General features: G+C 59.7%; 6 protein-coding genes. 3 read left to right on the plus strand and 3 right to left on the minus strand.

Translation table 11 applies throughout. From position 1 onward, the window contains the following. Positions 1 to 2: 2 nt before the first annotated feature. Both GXB78_RS17445 and GXB78_RS17450 read right to left on the minus strand, forming a co-directional pair. Entirely contained in the window at positions 3 to 13,166 is a 13,164-nt protein-coding gene (locus GXB78_RS17445) for a two-partner secretion domain-containing protein (protein WP_329516298.1), read from the minus strand. A gap of 24 nt (positions 13,167 to 13,190) precedes the next feature. Further along, a complete protein-coding gene (locus GXB78_RS17450) occupies positions 13,191 to 14,897 on the minus strand; it encodes a ShlB/FhaC/HecB family hemolysin secretion/activation protein (RefSeq protein ID WP_329516299.1) in 1,707 nt (568 codons plus the stop codon). Positions 14,898 to 15,120: 223 nt separating this feature from the next. On the opposite strand from GXB78_RS17450, the gene GXB78_RS17455 reads away from it, so the two are divergent. Then, positions 15,121 to 15,939, plus strand: coding sequence for an alpha/beta fold hydrolase (locus tag GXB78_RS17455; protein WP_329516300.1), 819 nt, complete (start codon positions 15,121 to 15,123; stop codon positions 15,937 to 15,939). A gap of 116 nt (positions 15,940 to 16,055) precedes the next feature. Beyond that, a complete protein-coding gene (locus GXB78_RS17460; RefSeq protein WP_329516301.1) occupies positions 16,056 to 16,679 on the plus strand; it encodes a glutathione S-transferase family protein in 624 nt (207 codons plus the stop codon). Positions 16,680 to 16,691: 12 nt separating this feature from the next. Here the strand turns inward: GXB78_RS17460 and ptrR are convergent, their stop codons facing one another. Further along, positions 16,692 to 17,570 carry a putrescine utilization regulator PtrR gene (gene ptrR, locus GXB78_RS17465; RefSeq protein WP_329516485.1) on the minus strand — a complete coding sequence of 293 codons (879 nt, stop codon included), beginning with the start codon at positions 17,568 to 17,570 and terminating at the stop codon, positions 16,692 to 16,694. 103 nt (positions 17,571 to 17,673) lie between these two features. On the opposite strand from ptrR, the gene GXB78_RS17470 reads away from it, so the two are divergent. Next, entirely contained in the window at positions 17,674 to 19,065 is a 1,392-nt protein-coding gene (locus GXB78_RS17470) for an aldehyde dehydrogenase family protein (protein WP_329516302.1), read from the plus strand. Positions 19,066 to 19,085 lie beyond the last annotated feature (20 nt).

The following is a 19,085-nucleotide window of genomic DNA, read 5'->3' on the forward strand; positions in this document are numbered from 1 at the left end:
CCTCAATTTCTAATTGTTCCAACGAGTTCCGGAGCCGACCATGGCCCGCGATTCGGCACGATATATTGTGTAGCGCCACCTGGTCTGGTCATCAACCCTCCCAATTCAGCGGTCGGCGCCACTTTACTCACGAAGACCGGCGATGGCACGCTCGGGGAGATCTTATAGATATCATAGACCGGAGAATCACTTTTTATCGGTAAGCCGAAATAATCAGCGAGGCTATATCCAGATTTTGAGGCTGCTTTCAGGTCGGCTTCGGTTGTGAAAAATGGAGAATAGGGAGAAACCCCGTCGCCTTTAGGGACGATTTTAACGAGAGGCGAATTTGTAATTAACATCTTTGGCGTGCCTGATCCGGAAGTTAACTGCCCAACGGCTCGCATGACTATGTTACTCAAATCGGCAGATGGGTCAGCGGCAATGAGTTGACTTAGGAGCTCTCGTCCTTCAGCGGTTTCCAAGTAGTCGTCAGCTGTTGCTCGATCTATACCCGACGTCTTGAACGTGCTTACACTATCGATTTCCGCCGCATAGGTTGTACGAAGTGTTGCCAGCTTTTTCGCTGACTGCGACTTCGCCAGCACCTCCAACACTGCATCGACAACAGCTTTACCACCTCGAAGCCCGGTCATTGAGAGGATCGCATCATCAATCGCGCTTACTGACAGTATTCCTTTACCTGCTATTGCCGACAAACGCTCGGCGGCATCTGCCACATCAGATGCGTAGGAGGAGATCTTGGTCAGCTCATTTTCATACTGCGCCGTCTGATCTTTACCAAACTGGCTCCAGTGCTGGTAAACCGCTCCCGGGCCATAAATCCCTACAGCGTTGAACAAGGTAGAGTCGTTGAATTGTGCATCTGTCGCATTGAACGCATACACCGGTGCACCGTTGGCAATGATCGGTCGACCATCGCTCCAGGTCAGCGGGATTTCCTGATTGGACAACTGGGTGATTGCTGCATACGCATCGCCCATATCTTCGGCGAAATTCCTCGACTCCGGATCATTGCCGACAGCGTTTTGCATGACGCTTTTCAGATGCTCCAGACCGGCCGCATCTACTTCAGCACCGGCGGCGAGCAGTAGCAAATCTTCCCAGCGAGCACCCGAGCGAGATGCACTTTTTGCTTGCAACTCATCGGCTTTTTTCTTCAGCAACGGGATCTCTTGCTGCTTGTGCAACTGGCGATTGAACATCTCAACACCAGTTGAACTGGTAACCGCAGTCGTTGCGCCCGTTGCTCCGCCACCAGACCCCGCTGCCGCGCCAAGACCCGAAGCAATCAAGGTGGCCAATGCATCCTGCTGCTTGTCATTCAGACCGCTATCTTTCAGTGCCTTGGCAATCATTGGCATCAGAGCAGCAGAAACACCTGCACCCAGTGCACCGGCTGCAACGCTGCTGCCCGACAACCCCATCACCGCACCAACCAGCGAGTGCAGCATGACGCGTGCGGCTCCGCCTTCGCCCCACGCCGCTCGCGTCACGTCATCAGTAGCGTCGCTAGCCTGCTTGTCGGCGTAATCGCCGATTTTTTTGAACGCATCGTTGGCCGTGGTATTGGCGACCACTCCGATTGCAGTCGTCCCGCCCACGCCCCCCAGCCCCACAGCGATCAAACCTGCCGCGACATCTGCCATGATGCGTTTGTCGCCGCCCACATCCCAACTTTTGTACTCAATAAGCGCCGCCAGGCGCTCTTCGTCGGTGGTGGCTGACTTCATTTTGTCAGCAGCCGCTTGCTGCTGGGCGTTGGCCACTTTGCCGATGATGTTTCTCGACAGCGAGACCGTGCTCTGGATCAGATCAATCCGCTCTTGAATGGCTTTTTGATCAGGTTTGTCCAGTGCCTCATTCGCATGCGCCGTATCACGATTCAGACCCACCAGATCATTCACGCCTGCAGCGTTGCGCACGATGATGGTGCCTTCGCTGACGGCACTGCGGGTCTTGCTCTGATCCGAGTCTTCAAGCGCCAGCGGAATGCTGCCGCCGACACTGGTGCCGGACTTGCCGCCATAAGACAGCGAAATGCCGGCCGACTGGGCACTGATATCGCTCGTGTTTTTGATGTCACTGACGAACAGGCGATCAGTGCTGAGCAGGTTCTTGTCCGGTGTCGCTTCACTGGCAATGACCGCGCCCTGCAGGGTCGTATTTTTGCCAACGGTGATGTCGTAACCACCTTGGCCGGCGAACAGACCGCTCTGATCGGTCACGGCCTTGTAGTCGCTGTTCATGTTACCGGCGGCAAGGCTTGCAGACCCGGTCACCGTTGCGCCATAGCAGAATGGCGGGATACAGATGCTCGCGCCGATACCGGCACTGCCCTGCTTGCTGCTCTGGGTCTCGGTGTCCTGACGCGAGGTGATGTTGAGGTTGCCGTCGATCACAGCCTTGATACTGTCGGCTCGGACTTGTGCACCTGCCAGTGTGGTGTCATTGCCGCTGTGCAAGGAGAGAGAGCCGGTATCCAGGGTGGTATTGACCTGGGTGACCGAGCTGCCGGTGCCTTTGTTTTTGGCTACAGACGCTCCGAGATCAAGGGTAAACCCGTTCTGCTCGCCCAGGTTGAAGCTAGCGCCAATGGCGGTTTTGTTATTACTGCCGTTGTTGGCCCAGTCAGCCGTGTTCTGTGCGCTCTCCAGGATAATGTCGTTTTTGGCGATCAAAGCGGTGTCTGCGGCTTTCACGCTGCTACCGACAATATGAATATCACCGGCAGTCCCCGGCGCACCGCCATCAGCGATGATCAACAGGTTCTTGCCCGCATTGATCGTGCTCTGCCTGGCGGTCTGACTGTTGTACTCGCTCGTACTCTTGCTGTGCGTATTTGCCAGTTCAGTGCCGATCTTTATCAACGAACCATTGCTGGCAGAGCCCTGTTTTTTGCCATAGTCCGAACCCGCACCTTCGGCGCCTCCCGCCATACCACCAAAGTCATTCAGCGCCATGGCGGCTTGAGCGTACTTGACTGCCTTAAGGCGCGGATCATCGGCGTTTTTCGCCGCTTCGACGGAATTGTGAATGGTATTGACCGTATCAACGATCATGCCGCCAATGACCCGACCCACCCCAAGGCTGCTCGATTTGTCGGTACTGCTTTGACTCGAGCTTTCCATGCCGGCGGCAATCGTTACCTTTGAGCCAATGAGGCTCATGTCTTTGGTGCTGACCAGATCACTGGCAATCACGCTTAGCTCGCGACCGCTGGAAAGCTTCACATTGCCTCCGCTGGAGCCAATGGTGCTGCCGGTCAACGTCGTCTGAGAAGACTGACCGTTGTGACTCTGGCTACCAACGGACAAATGCTGGTTACCGGTGATGTCATCTACACCCAGTTTATTGGCCGTCAGGACACCGCTCAGATCGCTTTTTTTCTCTTTGTGATACTCGTTTCGAGTAAAGGTGTTTTCCGCCGCTTTGATGGTCAGATCGCGACCGGCCTGCACAGCCAAATCTTCTGTACTCACCAAGGCAGAACCACTGATCATGACGTCACGGTTAGCTACAACATCCACGGTATTGCCGGAGATCATGCTGCCGATCGCAGTGGTTTGCGTCTCGGACACTCGATCCTTCACCTTGCTGGATTTCAGACCACCCAGGCTTTTTTTGCTCGAACTGCTTTCATGGCGAACACTTTGCGAATCTGTGACAGCAACGATTTGCACATCATTGCCCGCCACCAACTTCACTCCACCTTTTTCAGAAGCAACTTCGCTGCCTTTGATAAGGACGTCATTGTTCGCTACCAGGCTGACGTCACCACCTGCAGTTACCGAACTGGCAATATTGGTGGTGCTGGCCGTCTCATCAAGCTGACTTTTCTTACCCGAAGAACTTTTCTTGGTCTTGGTGTAGAAGCTGTAGTCGCTGTCTTCCGCTGACTGAAGCGTCAGATTTGCACCCGCTGTCAAATAGGCTTCGTTTCCGGCGCTAACCCGACTGGCAATCAGCTCCAAGTCCTTACCGGAATTGAGCATTACGGTGCTACCTGCAGTCACCGTTGCAGAAACCTGCCTCACCTCATCATCCTGACGAGACATCTTCTTGTTGGCAGAACGCGAGTGCTCTTCATCCGCCGCCGAACTGATCACCAGATTCTCAGTCGCCGACATCGACACATCACGCTTGGCATCAATCTCACTGGCAATCACACTGATGTCACGCTTGGCATCAGCCTTGAAATCACGCCCGGCATCAATATCGGCGCCCAGTTGCGTAACGCTGCTGACAGCTCCCCTCCAACCCAGCGAGGCACTGTCGTTGATCTGCACGGAGGCCACGTTGACGTCGCGACCGGCGTTCAACGCCATGTCCTGGCCGCTTTTCAGGACGCCACCGATGACGTTGATGTCCTTCGCCGCTTTGACGGTCAGGTCGTTGGCCGCCTCGATCCGCGCTGCGTTGTCGGCAAAGTCCTGATGCCGGGTGACGGTGCCGTACTTGTCGTCCATCGAGGTGATGGTTCGTTCGTTGATCACATCGCCGGTGCGCGTGGTCAGGCTGACGTCCTTGCCGGCGATAATCCCGCCCGCCTTGTTGACGATGTTGTTGGTTGCCAGCAGATCCAGGCGATTGCCCGCCTCGATCGAGCCGCTGTTGACCAAGTCTTTGCCGGCTGTGGCGGACAGGTTGTTGGTAGCCTTCAGCGTGCCGACGTTATCGAGGTTTTCACCGGCGATCAGCGTCACATCATTACCGGCAATCAACGCCCCGGTCGGGCCCAAACGGCCATTGGCTTGCGCCAGATAAACCACTGGCACCAGCACTTTTTCGCCATTAACTTCATGCTCTTCGAGCCAGACGATGTCGTGCGTCAGCGCGGCGACTTGCTGCGAGGTAAGGCCGACGCCGACCGACAGGTTGAGCGCGTCCTTGCTGGCGATGGCGTTGTTCATCAGGTACTTGAACATGCCCTCGTTGGAGGTCTGGCCGTCGAGGAAAGCCTGGCCGGTGCGGGCGGTGACGGCTTGCTGGATCAGGCGTTGTTCGTAGAGACCGTCGCCGAGGCGCTTGGCGCTTTGGTCTGGGTCGAAGCCGAGTTTTTCCAACAGGTAATCGGAGCTCATGAACGACTTGAGCTCGGTCAGCACCGGGTTGGTTTCGATCAGGTATTTGTGCGGATTGGACGGTGCCGTGGTGTCTGGCAGGCCAGTGACGCGCGTGACCGGACGGGTGTCGATCGATTCCTTCATGTCGTTGCCGCGACTCGGCATGCCCGATCCGGCGCTGCCCTCGGGCACCTTGACATCGACCGTACTGGCAACCGGCTGAACCATGCTTGGGGTGCGGTGGAAAGTGTCAACGGCGCGCGTGCTGTCGGACACCGGGGCCGGGGCATCGATGAACAGGTTGCGCGGCCCGCCACTGGTCGCTGCGACCAGATGGTCGTGGGCATTTACTGCAACGTTACCGACCGTCCACGTTGGCGCTGGCCCGGTATTGCTGGCTGCGGTACTGCTGGAGCCCTGCCCGCTCAGGCGGAACAGACCGTTCTCACCCGTCGGCAGGGAGAAGCCAGGCAGGCTCAGCGGATTGACCTGTTGCTGGGCAAGATCCGGCGGCAGTTGGCTGTTGATGCGCACGACAACAGTGCCGCTGTTGCCGACATTGGTATTGGCGACTTTATTGGTGCCACCGTTAGCGCTGTAGTCCTGATGAATGACGCTGTTGGCGATTTCCTGGGTGGCGGTTATCGAGACGTTTCCACCGGCCTGAATCACGGCATTGCGAGAGCTCGTGACGTCGGTAGCACCGGTACTGTTTACGGGCTTCTCGACAGCGACGCCTTGTTGGTAAGGCGCCAGCTCACTCGGTATCGCCATCAGATTATTCGGGTCGTACAACGACGGCGTTGAAGTCTCAAAGCCCGCGCTGTATCCGGACATCGCCCGGCCGTATTTGCGACTGCCGACGTTCTCGCCTGTCTCGGCATCAACGATGACGATGCCATTGCCGACGGTTTTGGCGATCGCTTTCCGGATCAAGCCTTCCGGCGCGATAACGTAGTACACAAACGGGAAATCGGGGTTATTGCGCTGGTTGTACGGCAGGATCACGTTGGCCATGAATTGGGCCGTGGTGCCTGTGCCCATCTCGAAGTTGTACTGACGCGTGACTTCAACGGTTCCGCTCTTCGCACCGATGTTCTTCAGACTATCGGCGATGATGTTGATGTTGCCGCCCGCCGCGACCGTACTTTTGCTGTTGAGGAATGTGCCGCCCTGGAAGGTGAAATCCTTGCCGACGTTGAACATCGCCGAGGCGCTGCTATCTGTGTCGAAGAATTGATAAGTCTCACGGGTGGCGAGGAAGTTGTTGAAGGTGCCCCCGACGCAATCACCGCAACTGGCGGCGATCAAGCCCGAGATCAGCTTGCGTTCAACCGACGCTGTCGGACCTTCCGTACGGTTCTCAAACACATCCGCATTCATCGTAAAACCGCGCCCGCTCTCCATCGAGCCGGAGATGTTGTATATCCCCGCCGCCCGTGCCGCGCCGCCATAGCCGCCCATCACCACATCGCCCAGACCGTAGAAATCACCGTGCTGGTTGTTCAGCGTAGCGACGCCAAGCGTCATGTTGTTACCGCTGAAAATCAGCCCACGATCATTGAGCAGCGAAGGCGTGTTGATGATGAGGTTCTGCGCCGCGCCGAGGGTGCCGTAGTTGGCAACACCGCCCGCATTGATCGTCAGGTCTTCGCTGGAAGTCATGCGCCCGGCATTGGTGAGCTGTCCGCCGATATTGACGATCGACGTTGCGCCTACCGCAAAGCTGCCACCCGCCGCGACGTTCATCTGCGCGGCAGAAACATAAGCACCACGCTGACTGGTCAAGCGGCCAGTGCCGGAATAGGTCCCGCCGATTTGCAGATCGAGGATGCCGTCACTGGCGATCAAACCATCATTGGCCCAGTTGCCGCCACGTATCTGCAGCGAATCCGAAGCCAGCAGCTTGCCGCTCGCGGTCTGGCTGAACTGCCCGACATTGACGTTCAGGCGACCGGCCTGAATAACGTTGGAGTTGCTCCAGCTGTCGGCGTTGAGCTCCAGCAATCCGCCGGTGACGATGCTGCCGCCAGCGCCGATGACATTGGCGGTGGAGATGTCGAATTTGCCGCGCCCGACATGGTTGAGTTGCCCGCCGGCATTGAAGAAGCTGCCGACGGCCAGGGTCATGTCGGTATTGGCCGTTTCCAGCACGCCGTTGCGGTTGTCGAGCAGACCGCCGATCTGGAACAGGGTCTTGCCCGTATTGCCCAGCGAACGCAGACGACCGCCCTGGTTGTCGACGCTGGCCGCTTTTACGTTCAGTTGGGTTTCGCTTTCGATGACGCCCGTGCCGTTGCGCAACGCGCCGGTCAGGCCGAAGTCAATGCGATTCGCGGCAATCTGGCCGCTGGCGTTTTCCAGATTCGAGCCGGTGACGCCCAGCAAGCCTTTCGAGTACAGCACGCCGCTGCTGTTATCCAGCACCGCTGTGGTGATGCCAAGATCGGCCGTTTGTGAAGAAATGCGCCCGCCGTTGTTGTTCAGCCCAGCCAGTGCGGTCAGGGTCAGAGTCTGCGCCTGGATGATGCCGCCCTGGCGATTGTTGTTCAGGTCAAAACCGTTGCGCAGCACGCCGACGGTGCGTGCTTCCAGTGCGCCTTTGATGCTGGAAAGAATGCCGCCACGGTTGTCGATGTTGGCGGCTTTGACGAAGACATTGCCATTCTGCGCGATGACCTTGCCGCTCTGGTTGTCGAAGTCACCGCTGACTTCGAGCGTCATTGCGCCTTCGCTCTGGACCGAACCTTTGCCGTTGCGCAAGCTGGCGGCGGTCAGTTGGACGCCGGCCTTCTGGCTATAGATGAGACCGTCGGCGCTGTTATTGACGGCGCCCGTTGCGCTGATCTGCAACTGATCGTTGGCCGCGACCGTGCCCTTGTTGCTGTTGTCCAGCGAACCGGTACGCACCTCGAGAGTTTTCTGGCTGGCGATCTGGCCGTTCTGGTTGCGCAGGTCGGTGACGCCCTTGAGCAACATCGCGCCGCTGCTCGCCAGCTTGCCGGCGTTGTTGTTCAGCTCGCCGCTCAGGCCGAGGGTGATTGCGTCGTTGCTGGCGATCTGTCCACCACTGTTGTCCAGACGCGAGGCGGTGGCGGTGAAAGCCTGTTCGGCACTGACTGAGCCGCTGGCATTGGTGAACGCCGTGCTGACAACATCCAGTGCCGCGCCGCTGGAAATCAGGCCCTGATTGTTGTTCAGCGCACCACCCAATGTCAGGGTCTGCCCTGCGCCACTGCTGAGATTGCCCTTGTTGCTGTTGTCGAGACTGCCCGCTTTCACGCTCAGGGTTCCCTGAGCAACCAGCGCACCGCTGCTACTGTTGAGCAGCGCGTCCTTGAGGTCGACCGAGACATCGGCGAACTTGCTGGAGAGCGTGCCGCTGTTGCGGTTGTCGAGGCTGTCGGCGTTGACGGTGAGTCCTTGCCAGCCGGAGATCAGACCTTTCTGGTTGATCAGTGCGGTGCCACGCAACAGCAGTTTTTCGCCGCTGATGATCTTGCCGGAAGTGTTGTTGAGCGCTCGGACGATGAGATCGAAACCGAGATTGCTGGAGATCTCGCCGCTCTGGTTGTTCACCTCACGCAGACGTTTGAGCGTCAGTGGTCCTTGGGCAGTGAGCAAGCCGCGCTGGTTGTCGAGATCACCATTGGCAAGGTCGAGGGTCACGGCTTTGTCGCCCAGCAGGCGTCCGCCGTTCTGGGTCAGGGACGTCAGTTTCAAGTCCATGTCACCGCTGGCAGAAACCTCGCCGTCTTCGCTGGAGTCCAGCCCGGTGGCGGTCAGGGTCAGGTTGCCCTGGCTGTTGATCAAACCACTGTCGCGGTTGTTCAACTCGGCACTGCTGATCTCGAGCGACTGCGCCGCACTGATCAAGCCTTTGCCGTCATTGCGCAGCAAGCCGTCCACAGTCAGGTCGAGGTCGCCACGGCTGACCAGGTTGCCGCCGCTGTTGTTCAGGCTCGCCGCGTGCGCGTCGATGGCGGCGGCGCCGATCATGCCTTTGACGTTGTCCAGTGCTGCCGCGATGCGCAGGGTCAGGCCCTGATTGCTCAAAAGCTTGCCGTTGCTGTTATCCAGATTTTGCGCAGTGAGGGTAAGCGCCTCGGCGCTGGAAATCGTGCCGCCCTGGTTGTTGACGCCGTTGAGCTGCTTGAGCAGCAGCGCGCCCGGAGCGTTGATCAAACCGCCGATGTTGTTCAACTGGCCATGGTTCAAGTCCAGGCTCAGTTGCGTGTTACTGAACAGCTTGCCGCCCTGTTGATCGAAGCCGCTGACCGAAGCCGTCAGCGCGTTTTGACTACCAATACTGCCGTCGCCGCCGTTGGTGACCTGACCCGCCGTGAGGTTCAGGGTGTCGGCACTGCTGAGTCGACCGTTGCTGTTATCGAAGGCGCCGGTGATCACGGTGACCGCGCCTTTACCGCTCAGCGTGCCCTTCTGGCGGTTATCGAGGCTGGCGCCCGTCAGCAGCAGCGCACCATCGGTGACGATCTGGCCAGCCTGGTTATCGATGCTGCCGTCGCTGTTCAGCTTCAGATCTGCCGCGCTGGACAGGCTACCGCCAACGTTGGTCAATTTCGCGGTGTCGACCGTCAGCGTGCCTTCGCTGCTGACCTTGCCCGAGCTGTTGTCAACGGCGCCGGTGAGGTTCAGCGACATGCCTTGCTGGCTGAGCAATTCGCCGCCGTCGTTGGTCAGCGAGCGGCCCTGCAGGGTGAACTGGGCGCCCGCATTGATCAGCCCTTTGCTGCGGTTGAGCACTTCGTCGACAGTCAGGGTCAGGCCTTTGCCGGTGTAAATCTTGCCGCCGTCGCTGTTGTCGAGTTTTGTGCCAGTGACCAGCAAATCGCCGTTGCTGCTGATTTCGCCGCCACGGTTGTCCAGGTCAGCGACGGTCAGGGTCATGTCCTTGCTCGAGCCGAGCAAACCGTTCTGCCGGTTATCGAGTTGATCGGCTTGCAGTTTGAGCACGCCGGTGGCGATCAACTGCCCCTTCTGATTGTTGACGGTTTTTGCCTGCACGCCGGCATCGGCCTTGCCGGCGATGTTGCCTTCACGGTTGACCAGTTCATCAGCGTTGACGGTCAGTTGGCCGTCAGCGATGACCGTACCGAGCTGGTTATCCAGGGTCTTGTCGACAGTCAGCAACAACTCGCCGCGACTGCTGATCAAGCCTTCATGGTTGTCCAGATTGCCGCTGTGGCTGTCGAGCGAGGCGCCGGAGATCACGCCTTTGAGGTTGTTCAATGCCGCAGCGATGCGCAACGTCAGGCCTTGCTGGCTGAGCAGTTTGCCGTTGCTGTTGTCCAGCTCTTGCGCAGCGAGCGCGAAGGCTTGCTGGCTGGAAATCTCCCCGCCCTGGTTGTTCACGCCGTTGAGGTTTTTCAGCAGGAGCGTACCGGGTGCATTGATCAAACCGTTCTGGTTGTTCAATTGGCCGTGGTTCAGATCGAGCGTCAGGTCGGCCTTGCTGAACAGTTCACCGCCCTGCTGATCGAGCCCGCTGAGCGAGACATCCAGCGCCTGCTGACTGGCGATGCGGCCAGCGGCGTTATTTACCTGGCCGGCCTTGAGCGTCAGTGCCGCACCGCTGGTGAGTTTGCCGCCATCGCTGTTGTTGAACGCGCCGGTCTCGACCCGGCTACTGCCTTGGCCGTAAATCACGCCTTTGCGACTGTTATCCAGACTGCCGCTGTTGACGGTCAGCGCGCGGTCGGTATTGATCGAACCGGCCTGATTGAGCAGCGCGCCAGTGCTGGTCAGCTTCAGATCGCCGCCACTGCCGAGACTGCCGTTGCTGTTGTCGATGCGTGCGGCATTGACGGTCAGCGTGCCGTCGCTGTTGATCACGCCAAGAGAATTGCTCAGCGCATCATCGAGGGTAATCACCAAACCGTTGAGGCTGCTGAGCGTGCCGCCGCTGTTATCGAAGGTGGTGCCGGTGATCGTCGCCGCGCCTTTGGTCGCGGCGATCAAGCCCTTGCTCTGGTTGATCAGTTTGCCGACGTTCAGCCCGAGGTCGCTGCCGGAAAGAATCTTGCCGCCGTTGCTGTTGTCCAGACGCAGACCTTTGACGTTCATCAATAGGCTGCTGGAGATTTCGCCGCTGCGGTTGTCGATGTCATCCACCGCCAGGGTCAGCGCTTGGGTGGTGCCGACCAGTCCGCCGTTACGGTTATCGAGGGTCTTGCCGCTCAGGCTCAGATTGCCTTGCGCGACCAGCTCACCGCCCTGTTGTTGCAGCAGGCCGATGGTTGCCAGCAAGTCGCTCTGGCTGGCGATCCGGCCGGCAGCGTTCTGGATTTCTGCGGCGGTCAGGTTGACCACGCCGGCCGCGCTGACCAGACCACCGCTGTTGTCCAGACGAGTGCCCACATAGGTCAGGCCCCGTTTGCCGCTGATCAAACCTTTTTCGCGGTTATCCAGTTGCGCGACGTTCAGGTTCAGTTGCTGGTCGGCCTGGATCACACCGCCGCGGTTATCGACCACATCGCCGCGCAGGGCCAGCGTGCTTTTACCGATGACTTTGCCGCTGCTGTTGAGCAGCGTACCGGCCTGCACATCAATGGCGCCTTTGGCCGAGATGTCGCCCTTGTTGCGGTTGTCGAGCGTGCCACCAAGGCGCGCCATCACGCTGCCATCGCTGACCAGTGCGCCGGCCTCGCGGTTGTCCAGACTCGCGGCTTTGAGATTGACCAAGCGCCCCGAACCAAGAACCCCATCACGGTTGTCCAGCGCCCCGCTCAGGTCGATGTTCAGGCCCAGATCACCGAGCATCTGCCCGCTGCGGTTGTTGAGCATGCCGCCGCTGATGCTGATGTTTTGCGCGCTGAGCGTGCCGCTTTGATTGTTCAGAATCTGCGTTGCGTTGACCGTCAGGTTGCGGCTGGCGGTGAGGTCTTTGCCGCTGTTGTTGATGGCCTGTGCGCTCAGGCTCAGATCACCGCTGTTGTTACGGCTGCCGTCTGCGTTGACGCCGGCTTCGATGGCGCCGGCGTTGGTCAATTGCCCACCGGCGCTGAGCACCACGCTGTCGCGAGCGGCGAGGGTTTGGCGGTTGGTCAGGTTGCCTTGGGTTTGCACGTTGAGCGAAGTGCCGGCGTAAACGGGAGCCTGCGCGTCGAGGCTGGCGGCTTTGACGTTGACCGCGCCGGTGGCCGAGGTGTCGGCCAGGCTCAGTTGCCCATTGGCATCGAGTTGAATATCGCCGCCGCTGGCGATCAGTTTGCCGTCGAGTTTCACCCCCACCCCGGCCTCGGTGCCGACCAGTTTGATCGCCCCGGCGTACATGCCGCCGAGTGCCGAGGAGTCGATGGCCAGTTGCGGTTTGGCGCTGCCGTCGTCGGCGCGGGCGGTGGCATTGAGGGTGTCGGCGTTGACGTCGTTGCGCCCGGCGACGATGGTCAGGTTCTGCGCTTGGATCTGCGCATTGATCTTCGCGCTGCGAGTGATGATTTCAAAGCGGTCGATATTGGTCGCGTTGATACCCGCGCCTTCGATGGCCACCGTTCCCTGATCGACCTGAAAGCGATCCAGCCGACCGTTTTCCAGCACCGGTTTGCCGGTAGTCAACGTCACCCGAGGCGAGTTGATGAAACCGCAACCGTTGCAGGTGATGCCATACGGGTTGGCGACAATCACCCGCGCCGACTGCCCGGCCACTTCGGTGTAACCGCGCAACTGGCTCGGGTTGCCACTGATGACTTCGTTGAGAATTGCCTGCGCCGAACCGCTGTTTTTCAGGTTCGGGTTGCCGATGACGTGCCCGGCCAACTGGGTATTCGCGGTTTGCGTTGCGCCGTTGTTGAGGATGACACCCTGCGCGCCGACGTTGTAATCGTGGAACTGGTTGTGCGACAGGCCACTGGCGTTGGGCGTCGCGATGTTGACGATCGGCACGCCGTTGCCGGCACGGTCCAGCGTGGTATTCGGGTTGGCAACGACGATGCCGTCGGCCTGCGCCCACATCGGTTGCCAGAACATGACGTTCGCCAGGAGGAACGCGAGTCCGCGCTTGGGCATGCCGAGGAACAACTCACGGTTTTTTTCGACCGCACTCGGCTGATCTGCGAGGATGGCAAACTGACGAACGTCCATTTCAATAATCTCAATAGCAGCTGTTTAGATAAAAAAGTCGAGGCGGAAATAGATCGGCGCTTCACGCTCGGTCAGCGCGTCCGGTCGCTCCAGGGAGTGCGCGAAAGTCACGCTGGCGGCCACGTGCTGGCCGCGGGCGAACAGCTCCAGCGAGTTGCTCGACATGCGCCCGTGCTGATCGCCGTTGTAGCGATCGCCGCGAATCACGCCCTGGTCGTAACCGAGGCCGGTGCCGTATTCGGCGAACACCGGTCGCAGCCATTCGGCGGAAACCGGGCGGCTCCAGCGCAGGTCGTTGCGCCAGTAACCACCGCTGTCGCCGGACAGCGACTGGTCCTTGTAGCCACGGATCGACGCCGAGCCGCCGAGGCTGGTGCGCTGTGGGCTGAACAGCACGTCTTCGCTGCGCTGGCCGGTCATCAGGCTGCTGAAGCTGAACGACTCGCCGAGCAATTTGAACGGCTGCAGATAGCTCAGGGTTGCGCTGTATTTGCGGTAGCGTGCGTCCGGTTCGCCGGGGCCGGGATCGTGACTGCCCTGCGCATCGAAGGCACCGATGCCCTCCTGCATGCCAGCGTCGAAGTTGACGAATGCGCTGCCGACACGGCGGCCATGGTTGAAGCCAAACTGCGCTTCGCTGATGCGATTACTGCTCAGCTTGAGCTTGCTGTCTTCGATGAAGTTATTGGTGCGCAGGTACGACAGGCCGGCACTCAGGGAGGTTTTGCTCACCGAGTCGCGATGGATCACGCGCTCGGCGCGCAGCTGATGGTTTTCGCTGTCGCCGGTCTGCTTGAAGTTGTAGCCATTGGCGGCGATCTGCGAGCGGTACTCGCTCTGGCTGTAGGTGTAACTGAACGTCCACCAGCCCCACGGCAGGCTGTAATTGAGCATGGCGTTGTTGGAGGTGTGCTGGTGATCGGTCATCGCATCGTGACCGCCGCGCAAGCTCAACTGGTCGGCGAGGCCCAGCGGGCTGTCCCAGTCGAACGAGGTGCCCCACTGCTGCTCGCCGGTGCTGCGCTGGCCGTCGTTGCTGCGCGACAGGCCGGCGCGCCATGGCTTCTGTGGGGTGTTGGTGACGCGCACTTCACTGCCGCCGACATTCTGTCCCGGCGCCAGCTCCATTTTGGCCTGGTTGGACGGCAGGCGATTGAGCTGGTCGACCATTTGCTCAATCTCGCGCAGGTTGACCAGCTCACCGCTTTTGCCGGGAAAAGCCATGGCCAGTTCACGATCCGAGAGCCGGCTGTTTTCCGCGCCTTTCATGCCTTCGAGTTTGCCTTCGACCACCAATACTTTCAGGTGCCCGGCGGACAGATCCTGTTGCGGCAGATAAGCGCGACTGGTGACCAGACCTTTTTCGATGTAGTGGTCGGTGATGACTTTCAGCAACTCGTTGAGCTGCGGCACGCCGAGGCATTCGCCGATATAAGGCTTGAGCAGGCGCGCCTTTTCGCGCTCCGACAGGCTGTCGGCGCCCTTGAGCTCGATGTCTTTGATGGTGAAACAGCGGGTATCGCTGGGTGCTGCCGGTTGCGCAGGCTTGGCGTCTTTACCGGGCAGATCCTTGAGTTCTTCGAGACGCCGTTGCTGTTCTTCGAGCAAACGGTTCTGACGTTCGCGGATCAGGTCGGTTTCACCGGGAGTGGGCGCAGCCCAGGCAGATTCAAGCGGAGAAAGGCAGAGCAAAGCCAGGCACAACCGCGCCGTGAAGGCGGGTGAAAACATGTTCGATCCCTCGAAATAAAGAGTGACATCAAAATAGTGGCGCGATATTAGATGGCCATCATTTTGACGTCAAACTTATGTTTACACCGTTCATCGGTGTTTGCCGCACCTTCATACGGGTGAAACCAGCACCTGCGTACAAGTGGCCGGCGCGTTTTGCGCGGATAGTGGCCGTTGCCCATTCGGCATCTATTCTTGCCACACACGATCACAAGGAGTTTGCATGAGCACCTTCAAGACCCAAGACGGCACCGAGATCTATTACAAGGACTGGGGCAGCGGCAAGCCCGTGCTGTTGAGCCACGGCTGGCCGCTGGATGCCGACATGTGGGAATACCAGATGGAATACCTGAGCAGTCGCGGCTACCGCACCATTGCCTTCGATCGCCGTGGTTTCGGTCGCTCCGATCAACCATGGACCGGCTACGACTACGACACCTTCGCCGATGACATCGCTGGCCTGATCAACCATCTGGATCTGCGCGACGTGACCCTGGTCGGCTTCTCCATGGGTGGCGGCGACGTCAGCCGTTACATCGCCCGCCACGGCAGCGAACGCGTCGCCGGCCTGGTATTGCTCGGCGCGGTTACGCCGCTGTTCGGCAAGAAAGCCGACTTCGCCGACGGCGTCGACAAGTCTGTATTCGACGGCATCAAGGCTGGCCTGCTGAAGGACCGCGCGCAGTTCATCGCCGACTTCAACACGCCGTTCTACGGCATCAATCAGGGCCAGAAAGTCTCCGACGGCGTGCTCACGCAAACCCTGAACATCGCGCTGCTGGCGTCGCTCAAAGGCACCGTCGATTGCGTTACCGCGTTCTCGGAAACCGACTTCCGTCCGGACATGGCCAAAATTGATGTGCCGACTCTGGTGATCCATGGCGACGGCGACCAGATCGTGCCATTCGAGACCACTGGCAAGCAGGCGGCCGCGCAAATCAAAGGCGCCGAGTTGAAGGTTTACGCAGGCGCGCCGCACGGTTTTGCCGTGACCCATGCACAGGCCTTGAATGAGGATCTGCTGGCGTTCCTCAACCGCTGATTTGCGCTTGGCACGAGCGGCCGGTCAATGCTGATCCACCAAGGCCCGCGCAATGCGGGCCTTGTGTTTTGCGCTATGGTATTTTTCTGCGTCCACTATCCGGAGAAGGAAATCCCATGCTGCGAATTCTCGGCAAAGCCTCATCGATCAATGTGCGCAAAGTCCTGTGGACCTGTTCCGAACTGGACATCCCGTTCGAGCGTGAAGACTGGGGCTCGGGTTTCAAGTCGCCGAACACACCGGAGTTTCTCGCGCTCAACCCCTGCGCCATGGTGCCGGTGATTCAGGACGGCGATTTCACCCTGTGGGAATCCAACACGATCATCCGTTATCTGGCGACGCGTTACGGCGGCGCTCATTTGTATCCGGCCCAGCCGATCGCCCGGGCGCGGGTTGATCAGTGGATTGATTGGCAAGCCTCGGAGCTGAATCGCTCGTGGTCGTATCCGCTGATGGCGCTGGTGCGCAAGTCGCCGGACTATCAGGATCGCGACGCCCTGGCCGCCGGTTGCCGGGACTGGACGCGGAACATGGAAATCCTTGATCGCCAACTGCAGAAGACCGGCGCTTACGTGAGTGGCGAGCAGTTTTCCCTGGCGGACATTCCGATCGGGTTGTCGGTCAATCGCTGGTTCGAAACGCCGCTCGATCACGGAGACCTGGCTGCGGTGCGCGCCTATTACGATCGCTTGAATCAGCGCGACGGTTATCGTTTGTACGGGCGCAACGGCACGCCATGACAACGAATGAGCTCAGCTCTGTTCACGCACCACGCCACGCTCCTCAAGCAACCGCACGAACATGCTCAGACTGCGCGACACCGTGCCCCGGCGCCAGACCAGCCAGGTAGTCAGATAACGAAAATCCGCGGTCAGCGGCCAGACACTGACCGTCGCACTGCCGGGCATGCTCTGCAGCATTTTGCGCGGCATCAGCGCCAGGCCGGCGCCGGCGCTGACGCAGGCGAGCATGCCGTGGTAGGACTCCATTTCGAAAATCTTGCCGGGCACCGCGGCGTCAGTGCTGAACCATTTTTCAAAATGGTGACGGTAGGAGCAGTTGGAACGGAAGGCATAGATATTTTCGCCATTCACGTTCGCTGCACGTTCGACCGGTGAATGATTGAGCGGCGCGATGATGACCATTTCCTCCTCGAACGCCGGCACGCCTTCCAGGGCCGGATGCAGCACCGGGCCGTCGACAAATGCAGCGGCGAGACGCCCGGACAGCACGCCGTCGATCATCGTCCCCGATGGCCCGGTCGAGAGGTCGAGATCGACCTTCGGGTGCTGCTGGTTATACGCCGCCAGCAGTTCGGGAATGCGCACTGCCGCGGTACTTTCCAGCGAACCCAAAGGGAACGCGCCCTGCGGTTCCTCCCCTGCCACCGTAGCCCGGGCTTCCTGCACCAGATCGAGAATGCGCCGCGTGTACTCGAGAAAACTCCACCCGGCCGGTGACAGGCGCAGACGGCTTTTCTCGCGGATGAACAGGTCGACGCCGAGGTCCTGCTCCAGCTGTTTGATCCGCGTGGTCAGGTTCGACGGCACGCGATGGATCTGCGTCGCGGCGGCGCTGATGCTGCCGTGCTCGGCCACGGCCTTGAAGATTTCCAGTTGCACCAGATCCACAGGCATTCTCCAATCGTGAAAGAAACGATCTTTATTATTCAGTTTCCAGAAAACTAATGCCACCCTACTCTAGGCCCATCCGACGAACCTACAGGACAACGTCATGAGCCAGATTTCCAGCCAGACCCACGCCATCTCGATCAACCCCGCCACCGGCGAGCAGATCGGTCATTACGCGTTTGAATCCGCCGCTGCCCTTGATGCGGCACTGACTCGCGCTGCCTTCGCTTTCGGCAAGTGGAAGCGCAAGCCGCTGCAGGATCGCTCGCGCTTGTTGACCGCCCTCGCCGGCGCGCTGCGTGAAACCGCCGAAGCCATGGCAACCATGATCACCCAGGAAATGGGCAAGCCGATCGCCCAGGCTCGTGGCGAAATCGAAAAATGCGCCAAGCTCTGCGAGTGGTACGCCGAACACGGCCCGGCGATGCTCGATGCTGAGGCCACTCAGGTTGAAGGCGGCAAGGCACGCATCGAATACCGTCCGCTGGGTCCGATTCTGGCGGTGATGCCGTGGAACTTCCCGATCTGGCAAGTGCTGCGCGGCGCGGTGCCAACGCTGATCGCTGGCAATACTTACGTGCTCAAGCACGCGCCAAATGTCATGGGCAGCGCTTATCTGCTGCGCGATGCGTTCGTCCGCGCCGGTTTCCCCGACGGCGTGTTTGAAGTAATCAATGTCACCCCGGAAGGCGTTTCCACCGCCATCGCCGATCCGCGCATTGCCGCTGTGACCCTGACCGGCAGCGTCCGCGCCGGCATGGCCATCGGTGCTCAGGCCGGTGCGTCGCTGAAGAAATGCGTGCTGGAACTGGGCGGCTCCGATCCGTTCATCGTCCTCAATGACGCTGATCTGGATGAAGCGGTACATGCGGCTGTGGTCGGTCGTTATCAGAACTCCGGGCAGGTCTGCGCTGCTGCGAAACGCTTGATCATCGAACAAGGTGTGGTCGAGGAATTCACCCGCAAGTTCGTTGAAGCGACACGTCAGTTGAAAATGGGCGATCCGCTGAACGCCGATACTTACATCGGGCCGATGGCGCGTTTCGATCTGCGCGATGAACTCGATCAGCAAGTGCGCGACACCCTTGAAGAAGGTGCGACCCTGTTGCTCGGTGGCGGCAAGGTCGAGGGCGCTGGCAACTACTACGAACCGACCGTGCTCGCCGACGTGACCGACCGCATGACCTCGTTCAAGCAGGAGCTGTTCGGCCCGGTCGCGTCGATCATTACCGCCCGCGATTGCGCGCATGCCGTGGCACTGGCCAACGACAGCGATTTCGGCCTGACCGCCACGATCTACACCGCCAACGTCGCGCTGGCCGAGCAACTGACCAGCGAACTGGAAACCGGTGGCGTGTTCATCAACGGCTACTCCGCCAGCGACCCGCGCGTGACCTTCGGCGGCGTGAAGAAGAGCGGCTTCGGTCGTGAGCTGTCGCACTTCGGCGTACGCGAGTTCTGCAACGCCCAGACCGTGTGGCTGGATCGCAAATAAGCCAAACGCCCTGAAACCTG

Source organism: Pseudomonas moraviensis subsp. stanleyae, from assembly GCF_036283065.1.
Lineage (GTDB): Bacteria > Pseudomonadota > Gammaproteobacteria > Pseudomonadales > Pseudomonadaceae > Aquipseudomonas > Aquipseudomonas stanleyae.

What these genes read in the sequence shown, in the direction of transcription:
- GXB78_RS17470 (WP_329516302.1), top strand. Translation starts at nt 17,674, where the DNA reads ATGAGCCAGATTTCCAGCCAGACCCACGCCATCTCGATCAACCCCGCC.
- GXB78_RS17445 (WP_329516298.1), bottom strand. Translation starts at nt 13,166, where the DNA reads ATGGACGTTCGTCAGTTTGCCATCCTCGCAGATCAGCCGAGTGCGGTC.
- GXB78_RS17460 (WP_329516301.1), top strand. Translation starts at nt 16,056, where the DNA reads ATGCTGCGAATTCTCGGCAAAGCCTCATCGATCAATGTGCGCAAAGTC.
- GXB78_RS17455 (WP_329516300.1), top strand. Translation starts at nt 15,121, where the DNA reads ATGAGCACCTTCAAGACCCAAGACGGCACCGAGATCTATTACAAGGAC.
- GXB78_RS17450 (WP_329516299.1), bottom strand. Translation starts at nt 14,897, where the DNA reads ATGTTTTCACCCGCCTTCACGGCGCGGTTGTGCCTGGCTTTGCTCTGC.